Here is a 21,607-nt window from a genome sequence, read left to right as displayed (position 1 = left end):
CCTAATAAGTTAGTGTACGAGACGGATGAGATGTAGTTCCTCAGCCGTAGGCTGGTTTTATGGTTTTCAAAAGGATTGATTACCAACAGCCGAAGGCTGGTTGTATGGTTTTATACCTTGTCATTATCTCCATAGCCTCTCCCCATCCCTTCATCCCACCCAAAAAGCCGCTCGGGGAAGAGCGGCTTTCTGGTGAAGGACTTCGTATCCTTCAGGGAAGGTATTAATTTGTAAGGGAGTACCTCATTCTTCGGGGGATTCCGGCTCAACAGGGAGGAAGAAACCGGAACGGAAGAATTAAGGCTTGGCAGGATTCTTTTTTGGGAAGGAGTGATCCTGCCGGAGGCCGGGGGAAAGGTTCTTTTTATAGGGAAGGAAGATAACTTTCCTTGTCCGGCCCCTTGGAGTGAACCAAAGCATGGGATTGCTCTGGCAGCCGGACGCCGGTTTTGGGAAGGTTGGCGTCCGGAATTTGTGGATTTTTTATACTCGCTCTCCGAAATCGGGAAGGTGGAGAGATGAGTTGTGAAGGCCAGGTTTATTTGGGAAGTCCGCCTGGTCATGATTCACGTTAAGCCTCCAGGTTATTCTTCATCCTGCGGCTGTCCGTCCGGACGCGGCTGGAAACCTGCGTCCGGAGGAGGGGTGGGCCGGCCATCTCTCGGACCAAATCTGTGGTCCTTCTTATGCTGGCCCTGCTCATCACCCTTTTGCTGATCAAAGCGCGGGTTCTTGTGATGCTTGAACCGTTTGTCTTCCGGGCCATAACGGTGATCGCCGTCACGGTCCTGTCTGTCAAAGCGGTGCTCTCCATCACGTTTTTCGCCTTTGAAATGGTGTTCGCCCTTCTGGCCGTCAGCTTTCCATTCGCCCTTCTGTCCATCCTTGCGGTGGAAGCGGCGCTGTGGCTGCTGCTGGCCTTCAGGCATGCGGCTGCCTTCTCTTCTGACTCTCGGGCCATTGGCCTTGTCGGAAGGTGCAGGCTGACCGTCTTTCTGCATCATGGCATTCTCGTCGCTTCCTGGAGCGCGGCCTTCTTCTGCATTGAGGAGAGCGATACGGTAATCGCGGCCATTGTTGGTGATTTCATCCGGAGTGACGGATCTTGGAGCCATTCTGGCAGTTCTTTCTGCCTGCTGGGTTTCCTTTTCGCGGTACTGCGGATTGTCCTTGGCCCAATCAGCCTTCTGCTGCTCGGTCATCTGCGGAGGGAGCACGAAATTGTCAGTCGTCGGTTCAGCGGCGAAAACGGAATTTCCTGCAAATCCGGCTGCGGCAAACATAGCTGCGGCAGATACCATGATGATGTGTTTCTTCAGGTTTCTCATAATGAATCCATCCTTTCTGAAGCAAATTTGTATATGCATTCCGTTCGCGTTTTGGGAGGTGCGGAGCGGAAGGGCTTCCATGACATAGGGATTATTGTATCCACTAAATCAAATAATGGCAAGCGGTTACTTTTGGGTAACCAGGATCAGATGCGGTGCCATTCTTCATCGTCAGGCCCCATAGCTTTCTGGGAGTCCTGTTTTTCTTCCTTATTGACCTTCGGGGCTTTCTTTTCGTGCTTTTGGCCGTAGTGGATGCCCTGGTCTTCGTACTTCTTGTTTCTGTCCTGTTCGAAATTGTCCTGCTTCTGGTCTTTCTTTACATGCTTCTTCACTTTCTTGGCATGTTCTTTCTGATCCTTCTGCTCAGCTTTCTTCATCTTCTGAATCTGCTGATTGGAGTACTGGTCATTGTTCTTTGTCCAGGCATCATCCTTCTGTGAATATTCCGAAGGAACCATCGGACGTTCGTCAGCGGCGGAAACCGTTGTGCTAAATGCGACAGCGCCTGTCAGCGCGAGTCCTGCAATAACTGCTGCGATAATTTTCTTATTCATAATGTACCTCTTTTCCAAAACAGGTGTTGCCTGTCCTTCCAAATATGTACCGGTCAGGAAATCCTGCCGGGGAAATCACGATTAGTTCTGCGGTGCTGCTTCAGGAGTATTTTCTGTGGCCGGCTTCTGATCCTGTGCAGGTTTCTGATCCTGCGCCGGTGCATCCTTGGCTGCCTTGTCAGCATCCTTCACATCCCTGCGGTCGTCACGGCCGCGGAGATCCGGAGGCGGACCCTTGAAATCCTTGTCTCTGTGCTCATCCATCATCCTGCGGTCTTCATCAGGACGGATGTGCCTGTCCTTGTGGTCAAAGTTTTCCATGATCGCCGGTTTGTTTTCAGCGATCCAGTGACGGTAGGAGCCGATGTCGTTTGCCACGAAGGAAACGGCGGCTGTCACCATGGAGAGGATAGCGAGTACGATGAAAACGATGATTTTTTTCATTTTCCTTCACCGCCTTCCTCTTTATGATCATCCTTCTTGACGGTGCTCTTGAGAGCTTTGCTGCCTTCGATTCCCGTGAAGAGAACAGCGAGGGCTGAGAAGATGCCAGCGCCGCCGATCGAGAAGAGCGTCAGCGGGTGGAGACCCGGAAGCGGGGGAATACCCTGGAACGGTGCGAACCGTACCTGCAGGAGACCCAGAATCAGGATCGTTGCGGCTGCGATGAATACGGCAAGAACGATGCCTGCGCCGTAGAGGAGACGTGCTGTCAGGAGAGCCGTGCTTTCCACAGCCTGCGGAAGCTTCGGGCTGACCTCATCCCAGGTTTCGCCCAGTTTCTTCTGCGCTGCGTCGGCTGCCTTGCCAGCGGCATTGGCTGCCTTTTCAGCGCCATCCATCAGCGTGGAAGTCTTCGTCTTTTCATCGACGACGCCTTCGGACTGGTAGGAATCATATATATCTTTCGGACTGCCGAGCTCCTTGGAGATTTCCTCCTCAGTAAGTCCTTCCTTTTTGCCTTCTTCGAAATGGGCCTCGTAGTCAGCGAGGATTTCCTTCACTTCGCTCGGCTTCGCGTTGCGGAAATAATACCTTAGAAGGTCTAAAAATTCACTTTCACGCATAAGATTCGCCTCCTTCGGCAAGTAGTCGTCGCACAGCTTTGTTGAATTCCGTCCATTCCTTCACGGACTCCTGGAATTCAGCCCGGCCTGCGTCTGTGATGCGGTAATATTTCCGCGGGGGGCCATTATGTGATTCAGCCAGGTACGTATCAACCAGGCCATCTTTCTTGAAACGGTTCAGCAGCGGATAAATAGTACCTTCGGACATTTCGATGTACTTGGAGATTTCCGTGACCAGTTCGTAGCCATAGAAATCTTTCCGCTGGAGCATGGAGAGAACCACAATCTCCATGACACCTTTCTTCAATTGTACATTCATAGTCGCTCCTTTCTTGGGGGACTAAGATCTTCCGAAGAAAGCGCCTCCCTGGATATTGACTGGCGGTCTGTTTTCTTCGTTGAACATACTTTATCACAAAGTACTTTGTAATGCAAGGTACTAAATATTAAATAATTCTTTACATTTTTATATACCATAAATTTCATTGATACTGGAAGAGGAAATTTCCGCATTTCATCGGCCTTCCGGCTGACGATAGGAAAATAGCGTGATACAATGACAGTATAAATAGACAATAAAAAGGACCGGGAAAACCCGGCCGGGGGAAGTGATCTATATGGCAAATATCGTTTTAGGAATTTTCGCAGCCATCCTTTTCATCTGCATCCTGACAGGATCCGAGCTCCTCTATGCACTTGGTGCAGGCTTCTTTCTTTTCGTCGGGTACGGGCTCTATAAGAAGTACAGCTTGTCCGATGTCCTCTCCATGGCATGGAAGGGGGTCATGTCCGTCCGCACCATCTTCATCGTCTTCATGCTGATCGGTATGCTGACAGGCGTGTGGCGCGCTTCGGGAACGATCGCCTACATCATTACGCTCGCTTCCGATTTCATAGAGCCGTCCATCTTCATCCTGCTTGCCTTCCTTCTGAACTGCGCGGTTTCCTTTCTCCTCGGAACATCCTTCGGCACGTCGGCCACGATGGGGGTCATCACCATGTCGATCGGGATGACCATCGGCATGCCGCCGGCCATGGTGGGAGGCGCGATCCTTGCCGGCGTCTACTTTGGCGACCGCATGTCGCCCGTCTCGACCTCTGCGCTCCTCGTCAGCGTCTTAACGGAAGTCGACCTTTATACGAATATAAGAAATATGGCAAAGTCCGCAGCCCTGCCATTCCTCATTTCCTGCGTGATTTACTTCGCCCTTGGAGAAATGCTTCCGGATGCCGCCGCGTCAGCCGCAGCTTCGGCAGACTTTGAAGAGCTCTATATCTTTTCTCCCATCCTTGCACTGCCCGCCGTTTCCATTCTCCTTCTGAGCTTCTTCCGCGTACCCGTCAAGACGAATATGGCCGTCAGCATCGCTCTGGCGGCGCTTCTTTCCTACACTGAGCAGGCGCAGGATCCATGGAATATCCTTTTTATCATGATTTTCGGCTACGTTTCTCCTGTCCCGGAACTCTCGCCCATGGTCAATGGGGGAGGTATCGTTTCCATGCTCCATGTCGCCGCCATCGTCTGCCTCTCCGCTTCCTTCTCCGGCATTTTCCAGGGAACGGGACTTCTGGACGGCATCCATGGGAAACTTGAAACCTTTGCGCGCCGCTTCGGTAATTATCCGGCAACGCTCCTCTCCGCCATCATCACAAGCCTCATTTCCTGCAGCCAGACGCTCGCCGTCATCCTTACATCCCAGCTCTGCGGGACGCTCAATAAGGATAAGGAACAGTTCGCCGAAGACCTGGAAGACACGGCCATAGTCATCCCTGCCGTCATTCCATGGTCCATTGCCTGCGCCATTGTCCTCGCCGCGACCAGCGCGCCCCTCGCATCCATTCCCTATGCCTTCTACTTGTACCTGCTGCCGCTCTGGAAGCTTCTCTCGATGCTTTGGAAAAAGAAATCCTGAGCGGTTTCCCCTGTAAGACGGTCTCTTCCGGTGCTACAATAGAGGAAAAGCCGGATAACAATAATAATACCGGCATGGGATTTGGGAAACCCAAGGAGGATATAATGACTGAACAAGATTTACAGGACCTGATCAAAGAGGCCAAAGAAGCAGGTGCATCCGATGCGAAAAAAGTCGACATCGCCAGCGTCAAACTCGCTGCATGGCCAAGAATGAAGTGCCAGTTCGGCTGCCCGAACTATGGGAAAACGCTCTGCTGCCCGCCGTACACGCCAGAGCTTCCTTTCATGAAACAGTTCATCAGTGAATACAAGAATGGCATCATCATCCAGTACACCGTCACACTCACCGAAGAAGACTGCAAAGACTGGACCAAAGTCGACACAGGCGTCACAAACGGCCTTCTCGAAGTACTGCTGAAGGTAGAAAGAAGCGCCATGCTCAAGAACTACTACAAAGCCTTCGCACTGAAAGCCGGCCGCTGCCGCCTCTGCGAGACCTGCAACCTCAAGCACTGCGTCCATCCGCTGGAAGCAAGACCGTCGCTCGAAGCCTGCGGAATCGACGTCTTCGCCCTCATCAAAGACAATGGCTACCGCTCTGAAATGCTCACCGGCCCCGTCAAGAAACTCCCCGTCTACGGCATGGTACTCATAGACTGAGAAAAGCTGAATATATAAAAAAGGAAATGACTGGAGAAATCCGGGGAATTAACGACTCGCCTTCCCAGACGGGGAAGGGCGTATGGGATGGGGTTCAAAAGGTCCAAAACAAATAAGACATGTAATCTTTTCTTTATTCCTTGTGAAGCCTTCCCTTCTGGGGAAGGTGCGCAGCTTATCTTTTATCTGTGGCTGCGCGGATGAGGTGTAGTTATATAAAATTGCGGTGGATAGGGTTGATTACCACGAGCGCAGCGAGGTTTTCAGATAATACAAATATATAAATGTGTTGGAGAATCATCTAATCGAATATATCAGCAAAAAAAGACTGAGACGAAATGGTTTCACATTTTGTCTCAGTCCTTTTTGTATTATTACGCCGCTTTCTTTGCTTTCCTGCCAGGTGCTTTCACCGGCGTCTTCACAGCGCCCTCTTTTTCAAGAGCAAATCCGTAGTCGAGAAGCTTGGCAGCTTCCGTGAAGCGCGTGTCCGTATCCTGAGAATGCATGACGATGACGATGAGTTCCTTGCCGTCACGGATAGCAGATGCTGCAAGGCAGCCGCCAGCCGCTCTGGTGTATCCCGTCTTGATGCCCGTCGCTCCCGGATAGGAGTAGAGGAGCTCATTCGTATTGCCGAAGGTGACCGTTTCATTCGGGCGCATATAGTGGACCTGCTTTTCACGGGTTCCAACCAGCTGGCGGAATTTCGGGTTCTTCATCGCATACGCCGCGATCTTTGCCATGTCTTCAGCCGTGGAGTAATGATCCGGGTCAGGCATGCCATTTGCATTGACGAAATGGGTATGCGTTGCGCCGATTTCTTTCGCCTTCGCATTCATCAGGTCCGTGAAGCGGGGGAGGTTGCCGGCAATCGTCTCGCCGATTGCCGTTGCCGCGCCGTTATCCGAGATCAGCATCATCTGATTCCGGAGCTGGCCAAGCGCGATCCATTCGCCGCCGTTCAGCGCCGTTGATTCGATGTCAGCGGCATTCCTGCTGACCTTCACCGTATCGTAGGGCGTCGCCTTTTCAAAAGAGAGAATCGCCGTCATGATCTTTGTCATGCTGGCCGGATATTCCTTCTTCGTCCCATTCTTTTCGTACAGGAATACTTTGGCAGCAGGATCGTAAATGACGGCGGCATCCGCCGTGATTTCCGGAGCGGCCGCAAAAGCGCCCTCGATGGAGAGAAGAAGGAAAGCAAGAAATGAAAAGAGAACTTTCGAAGAAGATTTCATAAGACTCCTTTCTAGTGATCGGTGCCGAACACGTTCAGGATAATGCACCCGATAATTATCATGGCGACAGCGAAAATGCCCCAGCCGTTCAGCTTTTCGCCGAAGAGGAACCAGGAAATGAGGACAGAGGCCACAATGCCGACGCCGCTCCAGGTCGCATACGCCAGGCCCAGATTCAGATCATTCAGCGCGCGTGAAAATGAGAAGAAACAGATGAAGTAGGAAACGAGGCAGCCGATCGTCGGCAGAAGCTTCGTGAACCCCTGCGAATACTTGAGAAGCGTCGTTCCTGTCAGTTCCATGCCGATGGCAAAGAACATCAAAGCATAAGCCAAAATAACCTCCTGAAAAAGGGGCTGTGACAAAATGAGCAGTCATTTCGTCACAGCCCCTTCTTGAATGGCGAAAGTGCCTAATCAGATGAAAATATACTTCATGACAAAGAGTACTGTCAGGATCATCATCAGCAGGCTGACCTTCGCGCGGTTTCCTGCAAGCAGATTGATCAGCGTGTAGGAAATGATGCCGAAAGCGATGCCTTCTGCGATGCTGTAGGTGAAAGGCATCGCGATGACAGTCAGGTAGCATGGGAATGCTTCCGTCGGGTCAGCGAAATCGATGCCGGTGACAGTCGTGAACATCAGGAAGCCGACAGATACCAGAGCCGGAGCTGTAGCGAATGCCGGAATAGCCATGAAGAAAGGCGAGAAGAAGAGAGAAAGCAGGAACAGGATGGAAACGGTGACAGCCGTCAGACCCGTTCTGCCGCCTTCAGAAACGCCTGCTGCAGATTCTACGTAAGTCGTTGTTGTGGAAACACCCAGCAGTGCGCCGCCTGCCGTAGCGACAGCGTCAGCCATCAGGGCGCCCTTAATGTGCGGGAGCTTGCCGTTCTTGTCGAGCATGTTTGCTTTGGCGGAAACGCCGATCAGCGTGCCGATCGTATCAAAGAGGTCGACAAAGAGGAATGCCAGGAGGACGACGACGAAATTGAAGGTCGCCAGCTGGGAGAAGTCAAGCTGGAAAAGAATCGGATCCATGCTTGCCGGCATGAAAGAGGCGATGCCGTTGGACAGATCCGGCAGCGTACTGAAAGCGCCGACGGAAGGATCCGGGACATAAACGCCGGTCAGTTCGCAGATGATGCCGAGAATCCATGTGAAGACGATGCCCCAGAGGATATTGCCTCTGACCTTCTTGGCAATCAGGATAGCGGTGAAAAGAACGCCGATGATTGCAAGAACGACCGGAACGCCAACCGTATGGAACGTACCGGCTGCCATAGCGCCCTTGAACGAGAAGAGAGAAACCTTCGTCGCCGGATTGGCTACGATGACATGAGCCGAAGACAGGCCGATGAAGCAGATATAGACGCCGATACCGGCGGAAACGGCCCTCTTCAGGTTCATCGGAATCGCATTGAAGATCGCCTCGCGGACACTCGTCAATGAAAGAATGATGAAGATGATACCTTCAACGAAGACAGCAGCCAGAGCCATCTGCCAGGAATAGCCCATCTGGCCGATGACCGTATAGGCGAAGAATGCGTTCAGCCCCATGCCGGGCGCAAGCGCGAATGGATAATTGGCAAATATTGCCATCAGCATGGTACCCATGAAGCCGGCAATAGCAGTTGCCGTCAAAACAGCAGCCTTGTCCATGCCCGTCGTGCTCATGATACTCGGGTTGACGGCGAGAATATATGCCATCGTCATAAAAGTGGTGATACCGGCCATGATTTCCGTTCTGGCCGTGGTCCCGCTGTCTTTGAGATGGAAGATCCTCTCGAGGAGACCTGCGTTGTTTTCCATGAATGAACTCCTTTCAAAACACAATAAGGGAAAACGACTACGTTTGAATACCCTATATTATATGATTTTTTTATATCGCGGGCAACGATAGAAATATAAAATTTCTATGACAGAATCGGAAAATCATGCGGGAAATGGATAAAATTCCCACTTTCCAGCTGTGGTACAATAAAAGAGATTTTCAAGAGGGGAAACCCGGAAAGGAATCCAATGAGTATCTGCAACATCTGCCCAAGGGCATGCAAAATAGAAAGGAAGCGCTCGGCCAGTGACCGCGGCACCGTCGGCTACTGCGCCAGCGGCATGCTTCCCGTCATTTCCAGAGCCGCGCTCCATCACTGGGAAGAACCCTGCATCGCAGGAACCAGAGGCGCCGGCACCGTCTTCTTCGCAGGATGCAACCTCTCCTGCGTCTACTGCCAGAACTATGAAATCAGCGAAATGAGAAAAGGCATCGAAGTCTCCGTCGATCGCCTGAAAGAAATCTATCAGGAACTCATCCGCCAGGGCGCCCACAACATCGACCTCGTCACGCCCACCCATTACACACACGCCATATTCCAGAGCCTGAGAGACCCGCTGCCCGTCCCCGTCGTCTACAACTGCGGCGGCTATGAAAGCGTCCACACAGTCGCTTTCCTAAGAAATAAAGTCCAGTGCTGGCTCCCTGACCTCAAGTACATGGACAGCAAAGCCTCCAAACGCTACAGCGATGCCCCGGACTACTTCGAAAAAGCCTCTGCTGCCATTGAGCAGATGTTCCGTCAGACCGGCCCCTACGAAATAGGCCCCGACGGCATCCTCAAAAAAGGCGTCCTCATCCGCCACCTCATCCTCCCCGGCCAGGTAGAAGACACCAAGCGCATCATGGAATACATAGCAGAGACCTTCGCCCCCGGCGACGTCCTCTTCAGCCTCATGCGCCAGTACATGCCATACGGAAGAGCCAGCGAATTCCCCGAAATCAACCGGAGAATCACAGACGAAGAATATGAAGAATGCGAAAGCTACATGGAAGACCTCGGCATCACCGACGGCTACGTCCAGGCCAAAGAAAGCTCCGATAAAGCCTTCATCCCCATCTTCGACGGAACAGGAGTCCTGGAAAGCGCCCACGAAGGCCTCGACCCGAAATAATATAAGGAAGAAAAATATATAAAAGTATAAAAGGGAAAAAGGAATGTGAACTCTCATGAGCGAGGACACATTCCTTTTTTTGATTGGAAGCCGGCAAAGCGAAATGCCAAGGTACGCTTTCTGTTTAGAAAATATGAAAAAGAAAGCTGTTTTGTAGAAACCTTACAACCTCGACGAACGCGAAGAGGGAAACCATACAACCTCGCTTCGCTCGTGGAACCTTTTTATAAAAACCAATGAATAATGCACCCCTTCAGTCAGGCATCAGTATTGAGGCCTGACAGCTTCCCCTAACGGGGACGCCCAAAAGCGCCGAAACCGTATCCTCTCATATCATTAGCCATCGAAAGTGACGGAGAAAACCCGCCAGCACCAGCGGTAAAAGCTGTCCCCGTAAGGGGAAGGAGTATGGTAGGGATGGGGTTACATAAGGTTTCAAACAAATAAGAGTTGAGCTCTTTCTTTTATTCCTTGCGAGACTGTCCCCGTCAGGGGAAAGTGGACCGTATACCAATTGACTCTATATTAATATCGATACTGGCTCAATCGTTTTGTACGGGCCGAAAGAGGTGAATTTTAAGTAAAGCATTTCCTTTTGCGCCGAAAGGGGTTCATTTTCTAAAAAGGTGAAGCATCCTTTCGGTTTTAATCCCCCACAAAAAGAGCCAGCCCGAATGCTTCCACATTCCAGCTGGCTTTTTTTCCTTATTCCTTATTCCTTATTCTTTCTCTTCCCTGCATTGTCCATGAAAGGATCGGCTTCGACCATGAATCGTGTGTGGTCTGCCGTGCCCACTTCACCGGCAGAGTCTTCTGCCCGGATGGTGAATGTGATCTTCTTTCCCTTCACGCCAGTCACCACAGCCGTTGCCGTGACGGTATCGCCAGGAAGGGTGGGGGCTTTGTGGACGAGGGAGATGGAACCTCCGACCGTCGTCATCCCTTCATCCAGAGCTTCTGCGATGGCGGCGCAGGCAGCTTCTTCCATAAGCGCCGAGAGAATCGGCGTAGCGAGGACATCGAGCGAGCCGCTCTTCATCACGCGCGCTGTATGAGGCGTATCCACCGTGAGGACCGCTTTCCCTGTCATTCCTTCTTTGATTTCCATGATTTCCTCCTTTTTCAGTCAAAGCCATTGTACCATTGGTAATGCCTGAAGGCTATATGGGGAAAATAAAAACAGTGACAGAATGATTGCTCATCCCATCACTGTCCCATTGGACCAACCGCAGGCCACGAGGAGGCTAATTCCCCTCTGGGAAATCCTGAAGTTCGTCCTTCATGTACTCCTATTATATTTCCTAAAGGCTGAATGTCAACCAGTATATATAATAGAATATATTAATATACATATAAAGAAAACATGACACGCACGGCGGCGTAGTAATAAAAGGAAAGGAAATCCAGCGAGGGGAGAGCAGAGGATTTCCTTCTATCTTTCGCGATTCTTCAGGCTTTGCTCGGTAGGGAAATAGGCGGAAAACAGGGGCTTTGCGAAGAAAAACAGGGAATTTTCATTCATATGATATAATATAAGCGTCTCATTTTTGAATTTTACTTTCGGAGAGTCGGGGGATCTCGGCGGAAGTGAGTGTACTCTTTTGAGGTGCAATTTGGACGATAAAAAGACAAATGCCGGAGAGAACAAGCCGGAAGTAAAAGCTCCCGAAATTTCTTCACCGGAAAAGGAAAGTCCCGTTGACCGGATCAGGCATCTCACGCAGAAGCAGATGGCAGCTCTTGGCTGCGGACTCTTCGCGCTCCTGATTCTCGCGGGCGGGTTCTATTTCTATGCTGTCGACAGGCCTTCGCTTTCCGGCAAGGTCACCATCAGCGTGCCAAAAGAAGCGACAGGGACATACATTGCGGACATGCTCGAGAAGAAGGGCGTCATCAAGAGCAGTGAGATGTTCCGCTTCTACATGCGCATTTTCGGCGACGGAACGAAGCTTCAGAGCGGCGTCTACTCGATGCATCAGGGCCTCTCCATCCGTGAGGCTGCCCAGGAACTCAAGAGCGGCAAGGCAGATACCGTGACCGTCACGATTCCGGAAGGCAGCACCGTCCGTCAGATGGGCGAGATCTTTGCCAAGTCTGGCATCGCCGGCGCTCCGGATTTCGTGAAGGAAGCATCGACCTACGGCCCGCTTCCGTACATGTACGGCCCGGTCGCCGCGCCTGTCAAAGGCGAAGGTTTCCTTTTCGCGGATACATACAGCTTCCCGCTCGACTATACTGCTCGGCAGATCTGTGACGTCATGTACAAGAGAACCAATGAAATGCTAACGCCGGAAATCCGCAGGGAAGCCGAAGCAAAGCACATGACGCTCCATGACCTCATCACCATCGCATCCATGGTCGAACGCGAAGCGAAGTTCAAGGAAGACCAGGTGCCGATCGCATCCGTCATCCTGAAACGCCTGGAAGTCGGCATGCCGCTCCAGATCGACGCGACCGTCCAGTACGCCCTTGGTGCGCAGAAAGAAGAACTCACCGTCGCCGATACGAAGATCGACTCCCCATACAATACCTACATCCATCCGGGCCTGCCGCCCGGACCGATCGGAAGCCCGGGCATGGAAGCCATCCGTGCCGTACTGAAAGCCCAGCCGGGCGAGTACCTGTACTACGTCGCCAAAGAAGACGGACACCACGTCTTCACCAAGACATACGACGAGCACCGGGCAGAAACGGAGACCATCTATGGATCAAGCTCCTGATACCGCATCCATCAAAAAGAAACTGGAGACCATCGCTGAAAGAGACAATGTGCCCATCATACGCGCTGCGGAAAGAGACCTTCTTCTTGAGGCCGCCCGTCCCGTCATGCCCGGGCGCATCCTGGAAATAGGAACAGCGATCGGATACTCTGCGCTCCTTCTGGCAGAGCGGTTTCCTTCGTCCGAAATCGACACCATCGAAGTCGATCCCGAAAGACATAAAATTGCCGTTTCCGCCATGCAAGAAGCGGGTATGGAAGACCGCGTCCACTGCCACCTGGGCGATGCCGCGGACATCCTGAAAACATTATCCGGCACTTACGATTTCCTCTACCTCGACGGCCCCAAAGGCCAGTACCTGAGGGAACTTCTGGAAATCGAGCCGAAACTTTCCCCGCGCGCCGTGATCTGCGCCGACAACGTCCTCTTCCGGGGCCTCGTCAGAAGCAGCGAGCCAGTAGCGCACCGCTACAGGACACTCGTCATGCGCCTTAGGGAATACATTTCCTATGTAGAGGAAAAATACAATACAGTCATTTATGAAGAGGGAGACGGCCTGGCCGTTTCCTCACCGAAAGATATAAAGAGGTAAACGATGAAAAAAATGGAACTTCTCGCACCGGCGGGAACAATGGAAAAAATGAAAATGGCCCTTCTTTACGGAGCCGATGCCGTCTATCTGGCGGGCAAAGTCTTCGGACTGCGCGCTTACGGCGGCAACTTCTCCCCTGAAGAAATGAAAGAAGCCGTCGAATACGCACACTCCATGGGACGCAAAGTCTACGTCACCGTGAATATCATCCCGAGAAACGAAGACCTCGTCGGCCTTGACAGCTACCTGAAGTACCTGGAGGAAATCCACGTAGACGCAGCCCTCATCTCCGACCTCGGCGTATTCCAGCTCTGCCGCGAAGTCGCACCGAACCTGCCCATCCACGTTTCCACACAGGCAAGCTCCGCCAACTGGCGCACCGTCAAAGCATGGAAAGACATGGGCGCATCCCGCGTCGTCCTTGCCCGCGAAGTATCCCTGAAAGAAATGGCAGAAATCCGCCGCCGCGTCGACATTGAGCTCGAAGTCTTCGGGCACGGTGCCCTCTGCATCTCCTGGTCCGGCCGCTGCCTCCTCTCCAACTTCTTCACCAACGGACGCCGCCAGTCCAACAAAGGCGAATGCATCCAGGCATGCCGCTTCAAATACAGCGTCGTCGAAGAATCCAGACCGGGACAGTACTGGCCCGTCGAAGAAGACGAACACGGCACCTACGTATTCAACAGCAAAGACCTCTGCATGGTCGACAACATCAAAGACCTCATCGAAGGCGGCGCCTCCTCCCTTAAAATCGAAGGCCGCATGAAATCCGTCTACTACGTAGCAGCCGTCGTAGCCGCTTACAGAAAAGCCATCGACGCCTACTACGAAGAACGTGAAAACTACAAAGTACGCCCCGAATGGAGAGAAGAACTCGAAAAAGTCTCCCACCGCCCGTACACCACTGCCTTCGCATTCCAGAACCCGGACAACACCGCCCAGGAATACGACCACTCCCAGCCCGAACAGCCCTATGACTTCGTAGGACTCATTCTTGAAACAAAAGAAGAAGGAAAAACCTTCAAAGTACAGCAGAGAAACCACTTCAAAGTCGGCGAAGTCCTCGAATACCTCACACCGAAAGGCGACGTAGGCCAGATGACCGTAGGATCCCTCGTCAACGGCGAAGGCGAAACCGTAGACAAAGCCCCGCATCCGCTCGAAGAACTCACCCTGACAACCGATGCCCCGCTCCTGCCATACACCATCCTCAGGAGGCGCGCAAAATGAAAGACCTCGAAGACACAGCCGTCTACATAGAAATAGACCCAAGCGACGTCAACTACATCAACCGCATCATAGAAGGCTACGAGTACCTCGGCATCCTCACCACACTCGATCCCAAGAGAGCCACCTGCCGCATCAACTCCACAGCCGACACCAGAGACATGGTCATAGACATCCTGACCCACCTAGATGCCAAAGTCACCATCCTCCCGGACAGACAAAGCGCACTGCCAAAAGAATAAAAAAGATAGCAAAAAGCCAGATTCCCCAAACGGAACCTGGCTTTTTGAATGGAGAGGCGCGCCGTAAAAAGGCCAAGGTACGCCTTTGACCTTGCCCTGGAAGGGAAGGGGGACCACTTGCGGTGGATGAGTTGCATTTCCTCAATCGGAGACTGGTTTAAGGCGCTTTCTTATCACACCTTTACAACCGCCAAGTATGGCGAATCGGAAAACAAGCCAACCTCGCTCTGCTCGTTGGAACCTTTTCATATGTTAAAGCCCAATGAATAATCAACCCTATCCGTCCGGCATCAGAAATTGGGCCGGCCACCTTCCCCGTCTGGGAAGGTCAACACCATTTCCTTGCTTCGCAAACGGAAAACAAGCCAACCGGTAAAAGCTGTCCCCGTTAGGGGAAAGTGGCGCCGTTAGGCGACGAAAGGGGTTCATTGCTTTTCCTCAGCCGCAGGCTGGTTGTATTGTTTCCTCTTGTTGTATGGTTTTCCCCAGCTTTACGGTTTTATCATCCTACCCCTCCCCAAATCCCCTTACTATTCCTCAAAATGTTTTCAATAACCCCAATCCGCTCCGCCATACAGACAATTTCCATGAAAGGGAGTACAATATAACCAGAACAAATCGAAATAAGGTCCGCGGAAAGAGGCTGCGGACAGAAAAGCGGATGCTTATCCGCGAATGGGGGAATGAATATGGAAAACAGCGCAAAAGTACGCGAATACCTGCGTGAATGCGGCGTCTTTTACATCGCCACGGAAGACGCACGGCAGCCGCGCGTGCGCCCCTTGAATGGCATTTACCTTTACGAAGGGAAACTCTGCATCTTCACAGCGAAGGATTCACCACTATACAAACGCCTGAAAGCCGATCCGCAGATGGAAATCTGCGCGACGCACCCGGACAAATCCTGGATTTCCGTCATCGGCAGGTTCAATGAAGACCAGCGCGAGTGCGTGCACCAGGCCGTCGTGAAATCCTATCGTGACAGCATACAGGATCCCGAAGCGCTCCTGCAGTGCCAGATGACCGTGTTCCGCCTCGACAGCGCCCGCGTGAAAGTGACATCCGTCGACGGGAACGTCAAAGAATGCGTACTATAAGTAAACAATAAAAGTATTGCCTAAATGAAAAGAAGAAGGAGAAAAGTTTGCAATTTATGCACTTTCTCCTTTTTTGTATACGATTCATGCTGAAAGTGGTATAATCTTCAACTAAAGATACAATCAATATTTACCTGTAATTAATTTCGGAGGAGGATAAAATGGCTTCAAACGGGCTTATTACGGACCTTTATCAGTTGACAATGGCAAATGCGCTTTTCAAGAAAGGCATGCACGAAAGAAAAGTCGTCTTTGACCGCTTTTACAGAAAGAACCCATTCGACGGCGGATACACAGTCGTGGCCGGCATTCAGCACCTTGTCGACTTCGTGAAGAACTTCCGTTACGATGCGGAAGACATCGAGTACTTGAGAAGCCTTGGCATCTTCTATCCGGAATTCCTCGACTATCTGAAAGACTTCCGCTTCCAGGGCGACATCTATGCCATGCCGGAAGGCACCGTCGCATTCCCGGGAGAAATCCTTCTCCGCTTCCATGGCACGACCACCGAAGCCATGCTGATAGAAACAGGACTTTCCATGATCATGAACCATGAAAGCCTCATCGCCACCAAAGCACGCCGCGTCCGCACCGTTGCACCGAAAGACGCACTCATGGAATTCGGTCTCCGCCGCGCACAGGGCCATTCCGCAGGACTCTGGGGCGCACGCGCTGCCATGATCGGCGGCTTCAACGGCACATCCAACGTAGAAGCCGGCCGCCTCTTCGGCATCCCCGTACTCGGCACCATGGCGCACAGCTGGATCATGAGCTTCGACACCGAACTCGAAGCCTTCGAAGAATACGTCCGTCAGTACCATGACAACCTCATTCTTCTCGCCGACACCTACAACGTCCTCGAACTGGGCGTGCCGCATGCTATCCAGGTCTTCAAAGAACTCAAAGCCAAAGGCCAGCTCCCGAAGAAATACGGCATCCGCATCGACAGCGGCGACCTCGGCTACCTCTCCCGCGAAGCCACCCGCATGTTCACAGAAGCCGGCTTCCCCGACGCCATCATCTCCGGCTCCAACGACCTTGACGAATACCTCATTCAGTCCCTCAAAGAACAGGGCTGCACCGTCACCAGCTGGGGCGTAGGCACCAAGATCATCACAGCCGACGGCACATCCGCCCTCGGCGGCGTCTTCAAGATGAGCGCCAGGGAACAGGGCGACACCTTCGAACCCGTCATGAAAATCTCCAACGACGTCTCCAAGATGACAAACCCGGGCATCAAGACAGTCCGCCGCTTCTACAGAAAAGACAACGGCAAAATGATCACCGACCTCATCTGCCTCGAAAACGAAGCAAAACCGGACGGCGGAGACTTCACCCTCGTTACCGAATCTGCTAAATGGAGAAAGAAATACCTCAAAGCAGGCAAGTACACCTGCGAAGAAATGCTCAAGCCAGTCATGAGAAACGGAGAAGCCGAAACACTCCCGACCCTCAAAGAAACCATCGCCTATGCCAACGAACAAACGGAAACCCTCTGGCCGGAATACAAACGCCTCATGAACCCGAACATCATGGAAGTCAACCTCTCCGACAAACTCCAGGCCCTAAAAACCCAGATCATCGAAGACGACCTCAAAAACAGATAAAAGAGGGCCGAAGGCCGGTCTTGACCTTGCCCTGGAAGGGAAGGTGTAAACGGATACAGCATTTCCTCGAGCGAAGCGAGGTTTAGCTGTCCCCGTTAGGGGAAAGTGGCGCGCACGCGCCGAAAGGGGTTTATTACCACGAGCGCAGCGAGGTTGTATGGTTTTTCATCGAACGAAGTTCGGTTTAAGGGTGTTGACCTTCCCAGACGGGGAAGGGGGACCTATATAAGTTCAAGACAAATTTGATTTGAGCTCTTTCTTTTCACATCGCAAGCTGCCCCCAACGGAGGGAAGTGCCCGAAGGGCGAAAGGGGTGCAGTTTCTAAGAAGGCGAAGCATCATCGCTCAGGGTGTTGACCTTCCCAGACGGGGAAGGGGGACCGCTTTGCGGTGGATAGGGTTGATTACCACGCAGCTTGCTGCGGTTGTATGGTGTTCCTCAAGGCGAAGCCTTGGTTTAAGGGTGTTAACCTTGCTCCGAAAGGAGAAGGTGGTGCGGATTTGTTAATACAGACAAATAAATATCATAAAAAATCTAATCGTACTTTAATCTTAATCATGCAGCCATTGGAGCTGCGTTGAATACTTCCATTGGAGCTAAAAGATGTAATTTGCGCTGAATGCGTTTGTTGTTGTAGAAGTAGATGTAGCCGTTGATCATGCTTACCACTGCTTTACGGCTGGTGAATTTACGTGTGTAGTAACGTTCGCGCTTCAGCATTCCCCAGAACCCTTCCATCAGACCGTTGTCTGCACAGCAGCCTACACGGGACATGCTGTGAACCAGTCCTGCTTTTTCAACAATCTTATGGAATCCGTTGCTTGTATACTGGAATCCGCGGTCGGTATGAATCATTGGATGTTCTCCAGGATTCTCTTTAAGTGCCTTTTCCATTGTCTCAAAAGCCAGTGCAGTATTGTTCCTGTCGCCGATGACATAAGAGACAATCCGGCGATCATGGCCGTCAATAATCGCGCTTAAATATAACTTGTGCAAAACTCCATCAGCAGTTGTGTACTTGAATTCAGTGACATCCGTCATCCATCTTGCATTGGACACGCCGGCATCAAAGTCACGGTTCAGCAGGTTTTCAAAAATGTACTTTGGATCCTTTGCGTTACGAGTGCAACCATCGGTCTTGTACTTGATCACGGACTTAATATTAAGTATCCGCATGATACGAAGAACCAGACTGTCGCTTACATTTATATTGATGTTGTCATCCTTCTTGATCCAATCGTTAATCCGGCGGTATCCCATATCCGGATATTCCTGATGGGTTTTCATGACCTCCTGTGCGACCTTTTCTCTCAGCAGTTCACGGCCGCTCTTAATATGATTCAGCCATCCGTAATAAGCTGCCCGGGAGACCTTTGAGAGTCGGCAGAGACTTTCTATGGAGATGTTGGTTTCTTCATGGACTTCTTTTATGGCTTTAAAATCTCTGAGAAGGTGAGTAAGGCTGAATCCTTCGAGGAACGCAACCTTTCCTCTATCTCCATCTTTTTTTTTAGCAGGGCAATCTCTGCTATAAGATCCTTCTGTTCTTCAAGAAGTCTGGCATTCTCCTGACGCAGCTGTTCTTCTTCGGTCCGGGGCGTTTGGAGCCTGATCGGCTTTCCTCTGTAATCCTCAAGACCAACTTCGCCCATTTCCTTGAACTTTTTTACCCATGTGTAGAGCGTTTGGTAGGACATGTTGTACTTCTTGGCTATCTTGTTATAATCGCATCCACTGGCGATGCACTCCTGAACGATTCTGACTCGCTCTTCCTTGACCGATTGCTGGCGTTTGCCCATAAGATCTCCTCCTTCAGAAACGAGGTCTGTCAACTTATGCTCATTATACGCCTCAATCCATGTTTTAAGGGAGAGTGTGCCGGAAATTCTGTATTTGGCACAGACGGAAAGCATGGAAACACCGCCTTTAAGATATTCCTTTACGGCCTGGATCTTCATCTGATTGGAGTAGTAAGACAAATGCTGCCTGGGCCGCAATCCCTTAAAGCCCTCCTCTTTATACCGGAGGACCCATTTCCTGAATGTTATGCGGCTCATATGAAGATTTTCAGCTGCCTGGGTAATCGTAACACCCTGATAGAGATATGAAGCAATCTGGTCTAACATTTCCTCCGGGGACGCTTTGGTTTTACATGGCATAAGAATGACCTCCTAATATATTTATGATATTATTCTGTCTTTCTTGTTGAATCATACCAAAGGTCCGGTTGGAGACCGGGGATGAGATGTAGTTCCTCAGCCGTAGGCTGGTTGTTTGGTTTTCTTCTTCCTTCGAGCGCAGCTCGGTTGTATGGTTTTAATCTTCTCTACAATTGCTCGCAAGTTTTTCCAAAAATACTCCCACCCCCCAAAGAGGCATCAGCAAAATGATCACACATTTTGCTGATGCCTCTCTTTTTTTGCACCTGCCTTAGAAAATGATATAATAAACTATATACCTCGAAATTCGAAGAAACTCATTTATCTATAAAAGGTGATCACATGAAATTGAAAAAATGGCTCGCCGCTTCCGCTGCGGCAATGATTCTCGTATCCGGCGCATCCGCAGTTTCCGCTGCCTCCATCACAACAGCAGGAGACCAGAAACTCGACCTTGGAAGCTCCATCAGCGTCCTTCCCGGAGAAAGAACCTTCTTCGGCGGACAGTTCCATGACTGGCTTCTGACCGGCAACGTCGAAGGCACCATCCAGGAAATCCTCGCACAGGGCAATGTATTTCCTGAAAACTCCGTCAGCAATAAACAGTTTGCCTCCGTTGCTGCCAGCATCCTGAAATCTGCCAAAGTATACCAGGTCCGCGCCTCTGCCAACGACACTTACTATCAGGGCATGGTCCTTTCCATCGCCGTTTCCGATAACGACATGACCAAACTTCTCCTCGCACTGAACGCTGCCCAGGCAGAAGCATCCCCGGTCCTTGAACCCGAAACCGCAGCAGCCGCTGCCGCTGACAATAAAGTCACCGTGGACAACGCTGCTCCTGCTGCCGAAGAAACAGCTGCTGAAGGTGAAACCGTCAAGGAAGCAGCTACCAAAGCAGCAACAGAAAAAGCTGTAAAGGCAGAAGCAAAGAAAGAAGCTAAAAAAGAAGCCAAAGAAGAAAAGAACGAAATCAAAAACAGCGGCGATGTCCTGGACGGCATGCAGACCGCATGGGGCAAGAAAGTAGAAATCACTGAAAACTCCCACTGGGAAGACAAAGTTTCCAAGAACGGGCTTTCCTACCGCACCGGCTCCGTTAAAGCCCTCGTCCATAAAGATGGATTCGTCATCCCCGTATTCGCAAAGGGCATTATCACAAGAAGCGGCACAAGCACCATTTACACAGTCTTCGTAGCCGACCAGGCATCCGGAAAATACCTCGACACCTTCTTCGACAAAGCCCTTGAGGAAGCAGGCAAATGAAAAAGCTTTTAACAGCCATCGTCCTTAGCGCCATGGCACTGACCGGCATAGGAGGAGGCGCCGCAGAAGCAGCACCAGCCCCGGCCCCAAAACCTGTCGTTACCATCAAAGAAAAGACAGATACCAGCGCCGTCAAACCCAAGGACGATAACACAGTCATCGAAGCCAAGAAAGCCGCCGAAGCCAGACTTGCCGTTAAAGAGACACAGCCGCAGGTTGCCCTTCCCGACACACTCTACCCGAGAACCAAAGGCGACGATTACTTCAAAGACGCAAAACTCAAAAACAACATCACCTACGCGCCGCTCCCGAACCTCACCAAAGAAGACATCATCTACAGCGGCGTCGTCAACGTCAAAAAGAAAGACATCACAGCAGCCGCATTCGTCACCGGCGCCCAGTACGAAGGAGACCTTGCCGACGAACAATACAGCAAATTCTTCGCCAAAGGAAGCCTCTCCCAGGACGCCATCCGCCAGCTCTACACCTACAACGTAGCCCTCCTGCGCCTCGAGTACGGCTTAAACGACGTCTTCCTCAAGACAGCATCCGCCGTCAAACTGGAAGGAGAAGAAATCCCCTACGGCATCCTCTCCGTCCGCATCCCGAAAGTAGAACAGATCCACAAACTCAAAGGATACGAAAACGTCTACACCGCATCCATCAACCCCGTCTTCGTAGCAGACAACTACCTCATCCCGCTCCACATCAGAGCCTTCGCTGCCCACGTAGACGGCAAATACAGAAACCTCCTCATCATAGGCCCCGCCAGCGAAACCGACATCTTCGACCAGGCCGGCCTAGACATCATCCTGTCAAAACCAAAACAGGAAAAGAAATAAAGAAAGCACTAAAAAAAGCAGCCCGAAAAGGACTGCTTTTTTAGTGGGAAGGGCGGCGGTGCCGGAGCAGGCCCCAATACTCGCCTTCCCAGACGGGGAAGGGCGTATGGTATGGGATGGGGTACAAAAGGTCTAAAA

Annotated in this window: 22 protein-coding genes; 11 read left to right on the top strand and 11 right to left on the bottom strand. The window is 51.5% G+C overall.

What is annotated here, in order from left to right:
• Positions 1–584: 584 nt before the first annotated feature.
• From OIM03_10425 to OIM03_10405, 5 genes are all read right to left on the bottom strand, one after another.
• Positions 585–1,328, bottom strand: a complete 744-nt coding sequence (locus tag OIM03_10425; protein ID HJI74661.1) for a hypothetical protein — start codon at positions 1,326–1,328, stop codon at positions 585–587.
• 146 nt (positions 1,329–1,474) lie between these two features.
• Positions 1,475–1,885, bottom strand: a complete 411-nt coding sequence (locus OIM03_10420) for a hypothetical protein (GenBank protein HJI74660.1) — start codon at positions 1,883–1,885, stop codon at positions 1,475–1,477.
• Between the two features lie 81 nt (positions 1,886–1,966).
• Positions 1,967–2,329, bottom strand: coding sequence for a hypothetical protein (locus OIM03_10415; GenBank protein HJI74659.1), 363 nt, complete (start codon positions 2,327–2,329; stop codon positions 1,967–1,969).
• Positions 2,326–2,952, bottom strand: coding sequence for a DUF1700 domain-containing protein (locus OIM03_10410; GenBank protein HJI74658.1), 627 nt, complete (start codon positions 2,950–2,952; stop codon positions 2,326–2,328). Before OIM03_10410 ends, OIM03_10415 begins: the two co-directional genes overlap by 4 nt.
• Positions 2,945–3,271 carry a PadR family transcriptional regulator gene (locus OIM03_10405; GenBank protein HJI74657.1) on the bottom strand — a complete coding sequence of 109 codons (327 nt, stop codon included), beginning with the start codon at positions 3,269–3,271 and terminating at the stop codon, positions 2,945–2,947. Before OIM03_10405 ends, OIM03_10410 begins: the two co-directional genes overlap by 8 nt.
• A gap of 298 nt (positions 3,272–3,569) precedes the next feature.
• Here OIM03_10405 and OIM03_10400 point away from each other — a divergent pair, with 298 nt between their 5' ends.
• Both OIM03_10400 and OIM03_10395 read left to right on the top strand, forming a co-directional pair.
• A complete protein-coding gene (locus OIM03_10400; GenBank protein HJI74656.1) occupies positions 3,570–4,865 on the top strand; it encodes a hypothetical protein in 1,296 nt (431 codons plus the stop codon).
• Between the two features lie 104 nt (positions 4,866–4,969).
• Positions 4,970–5,527 (top strand): DUF2284 domain-containing protein, encoded by a 558-nt coding sequence (locus OIM03_10395; protein ID HJI74655.1) that lies wholly within the window; start codon positions 4,970–4,972, stop codon positions 5,525–5,527.
• 374 nt (positions 5,528–5,901) lie between these two features.
• On the opposite strand, the gene OIM03_10390 is transcribed toward OIM03_10395, so the two are convergent.
• The 3 genes from OIM03_10390 to OIM03_10380 form a co-directional block, all read right to left on the bottom strand.
• Positions 5,902–6,768 (bottom strand): D-alanyl-D-alanine carboxypeptidase, encoded by an 867-nt coding sequence (locus OIM03_10390; GenBank protein ID HJI74654.1) that lies wholly within the window; start codon positions 6,766–6,768, stop codon positions 5,902–5,904.
• Positions 6,769–6,779: 11 nt separating this feature from the next.
• A complete protein-coding gene (locus tag OIM03_10385; GenBank protein ID HJI74653.1) occupies positions 6,780–7,103 on the bottom strand; it encodes a multidrug efflux SMR transporter in 324 nt (107 codons plus the stop codon).
• Positions 7,104–7,184: 81 nt separating this feature from the next.
• Entirely contained in the window at positions 7,185–8,579 is a 1,395-nt protein-coding gene (locus OIM03_10380) for an NCS2 family permease (GenBank protein HJI74652.1), read from the bottom strand.
• A 210-nt stretch (positions 8,580–8,789) separates the two neighbouring features.
• On the opposite strand from OIM03_10380, the gene OIM03_10375 reads away from it, so the two are divergent.
• Positions 8,790–9,716: a 4Fe-4S cluster-binding domain-containing protein gene (locus tag OIM03_10375; GenBank protein HJI74651.1), complete on the top strand. Its 927-nt coding sequence runs from the start codon at positions 8,790–8,792 to the stop codon at positions 9,714–9,716.
• A gap of 712 nt (positions 9,717–10,428) precedes the next feature.
• Here OIM03_10375 and OIM03_10370 read toward each other — a convergent pair.
• A complete protein-coding gene (locus OIM03_10370; protein HJI74650.1) occupies positions 10,429–10,824 on the bottom strand; it encodes a dihydrolipoamide acyltransferase in 396 nt (131 codons plus the stop codon).
• Positions 10,825–11,329: 505 nt separating this feature from the next.
• Here OIM03_10370 and mltG point away from each other — a divergent pair.
• From mltG to OIM03_10340, 6 genes are all read left to right on the top strand, one after another.
• Positions 11,330–12,436: an endolytic transglycosylase MltG gene (gene mltG, locus OIM03_10365; protein HJI74649.1), complete on the top strand. Its 1,107-nt coding sequence runs from the start codon at positions 11,330–11,332 to the stop codon at positions 12,434–12,436.
• Positions 12,420–13,028 (top strand): O-methyltransferase, encoded by a 609-nt coding sequence (locus tag OIM03_10360; GenBank protein HJI74648.1) that lies wholly within the window; start codon positions 12,420–12,422, stop codon positions 13,026–13,028. The genes mltG and OIM03_10360 overlap by 17 nt, the downstream gene beginning before the upstream one ends.
• 3 nt (positions 13,029–13,031) lie before the next feature.
• Positions 13,032–14,258 carry a U32 family peptidase gene (locus OIM03_10355; protein HJI74647.1) on the top strand — a complete coding sequence of 409 codons (1,227 nt, stop codon included), beginning with the start codon at positions 13,032–13,034 and terminating at the stop codon, positions 14,256–14,258.
• Positions 14,255–14,497 carry a DUF4911 domain-containing protein gene (locus tag OIM03_10350; protein ID HJI74646.1) on the top strand — a complete coding sequence of 81 codons (243 nt, stop codon included), beginning with the start codon at positions 14,255–14,257 and terminating at the stop codon, positions 14,495–14,497. The genes OIM03_10355 and OIM03_10350 overlap by 4 nt, the downstream gene beginning before the upstream one ends.
• 689 nt (positions 14,498–15,186) lie before the next feature.
• A complete protein-coding gene (locus OIM03_10345) occupies positions 15,187–15,594 on the top strand; it encodes a pyridoxamine 5'-phosphate oxidase family protein (GenBank protein HJI74645.1) in 408 nt (135 codons plus the stop codon).
• Positions 15,595–15,755: 161 nt separating this feature from the next.
• Positions 15,756–17,201, top strand: a complete 1,446-nt coding sequence (locus tag OIM03_10340; GenBank protein HJI74644.1) for a nicotinate phosphoribosyltransferase — start codon at positions 15,756–15,758, stop codon at positions 17,199–17,201.
• Positions 17,202–17,757: 556 nt separating this feature from the next.
• Here the strand turns inward: OIM03_10340 and OIM03_10335 are convergent.
• Positions 17,758–18,600 carry an IS3 family transposase gene (locus OIM03_10335; protein ID HJI74643.1) on the bottom strand — a complete coding sequence of 281 codons (843 nt, stop codon included), beginning with the start codon at positions 18,598–18,600 and terminating at the stop codon, positions 17,758–17,760.
• A 29-nt stretch (positions 18,601–18,629) separates the two neighbouring features.
• The gene (locus OIM03_10330) at positions 18,630–19,328 is read right to left on the bottom strand and encodes a helix-turn-helix domain-containing protein (GenBank protein HJI74642.1); all 699 of its coding nucleotides are present in this window, start codon (positions 19,326–19,328) and stop codon (positions 18,630–18,632) included.
• Positions 19,329–19,703: 375 nt separating this feature from the next.
• Here OIM03_10330 and OIM03_10325 point away from each other — a divergent pair, with 375 nt between their 5' ends.
• Positions 19,704–20,627, top strand: coding sequence for a hypothetical protein (locus tag OIM03_10325; protein HJI74641.1), 924 nt, complete (start codon positions 19,704–19,706; stop codon positions 20,625–20,627).
• Complete coding sequence (locus OIM03_10320; GenBank protein HJI74640.1) at positions 20,624–21,469, top strand: hypothetical protein; 846 nt, start codon at positions 20,624–20,626, stop codon at positions 21,467–21,469. The genes OIM03_10325 and OIM03_10320 overlap by 4 nt, the downstream gene beginning before the upstream one ends.
• Positions 21,470–21,607: the final 138 nt, after the last annotated feature.

This window comes from Veillonellaceae bacterium, assembly GCA_025992895.1.
Lineage (GTDB): Bacteria > Bacillota > Negativicutes > Veillonellales > Dialisteraceae > Dialister.
This window is presented reverse-complemented; position numbering and strand designations above follow the sequence as displayed.

Coding starts and splice junctions, on each gene's coding strand:
- OIM03_10425 (HJI74661.1), bottom strand. CDS start 1,328: ATGAGAAACCTGAAGAAACACATCATCATGGTATCTGCCGCAGCTATG.
- OIM03_10420 (HJI74660.1), bottom strand. CDS start 1,885: ATGAATAAGAAAATTATCGCAGCAGTTATTGCAGGACTCGCGCTGACA.
- OIM03_10415 (HJI74659.1), bottom strand. CDS start 2,329: ATGAAAAAAATCATCGTTTTCATCGTACTCGCTATCCTCTCCATGGTG.
- OIM03_10410 (HJI74658.1), bottom strand. CDS start 2,952: ATGCGTGAAAGTGAATTTTTAGACCTTCTAAGGTATTATTTCCGCAAC.
- OIM03_10405 (HJI74657.1), bottom strand. CDS start 3,271: ATGAATGTACAATTGAAGAAAGGTGTCATGGAGATTGTGGTTCTCTCC.
- OIM03_10400 (HJI74656.1), top strand. CDS start 3,570: ATGGCAAATATCGTTTTAGGAATTTTCGCAGCCATCCTTTTCATCTGC.
- OIM03_10395 (HJI74655.1), top strand. CDS start 4,970: ATGACTGAACAAGATTTACAGGACCTGATCAAAGAGGCCAAAGAAGCA.
- OIM03_10390 (HJI74654.1), bottom strand. CDS start 6,768: ATGAAATCTTCTTCGAAAGTTCTCTTTTCATTTCTTGCTTTCCTTCTT.
- OIM03_10380 (HJI74652.1), bottom strand. CDS start 8,579: ATGGAAAACAACGCAGGTCTCCTCGAGAGGATCTTCCATCTCAAAGAC.
- OIM03_10375 (HJI74651.1), top strand. CDS start 8,790: ATGAGTATCTGCAACATCTGCCCAAGGGCATGCAAAATAGAAAGGAAG.
- OIM03_10370 (HJI74650.1), bottom strand. CDS start 10,824: ATGGAAATCAAAGAAGGAATGACAGGGAAAGCGGTCCTCACGGTGGAT.
- OIM03_10360 (HJI74648.1), top strand. CDS start 12,420: ATGGATCAAGCTCCTGATACCGCATCCATCAAAAAGAAACTGGAGACC.
- OIM03_10355 (HJI74647.1), top strand. CDS start 13,032: ATGAAAAAAATGGAACTTCTCGCACCGGCGGGAACAATGGAAAAAATG.
- OIM03_10350 (HJI74646.1), top strand. CDS start 14,255: ATGAAAGACCTCGAAGACACAGCCGTCTACATAGAAATAGACCCAAGC.
- OIM03_10345 (HJI74645.1), top strand. CDS start 15,187: ATGGAAAACAGCGCAAAAGTACGCGAATACCTGCGTGAATGCGGCGTC.
- OIM03_10340 (HJI74644.1), top strand. CDS start 15,756: ATGGCTTCAAACGGGCTTATTACGGACCTTTATCAGTTGACAATGGCA.
- OIM03_10330 (HJI74642.1), bottom strand. CDS start 19,328: ATGTTAGACCAGATTGCTTCATATCTCTATCAGGGTGTTACGATTACC.
- OIM03_10325 (HJI74641.1), top strand. CDS start 19,704: ATGAAATTGAAAAAATGGCTCGCCGCTTCCGCTGCGGCAATGATTCTC.
- OIM03_10320 (HJI74640.1), top strand. CDS start 20,624: ATGAAAAAGCTTTTAACAGCCATCGTCCTTAGCGCCATGGCACTGACC.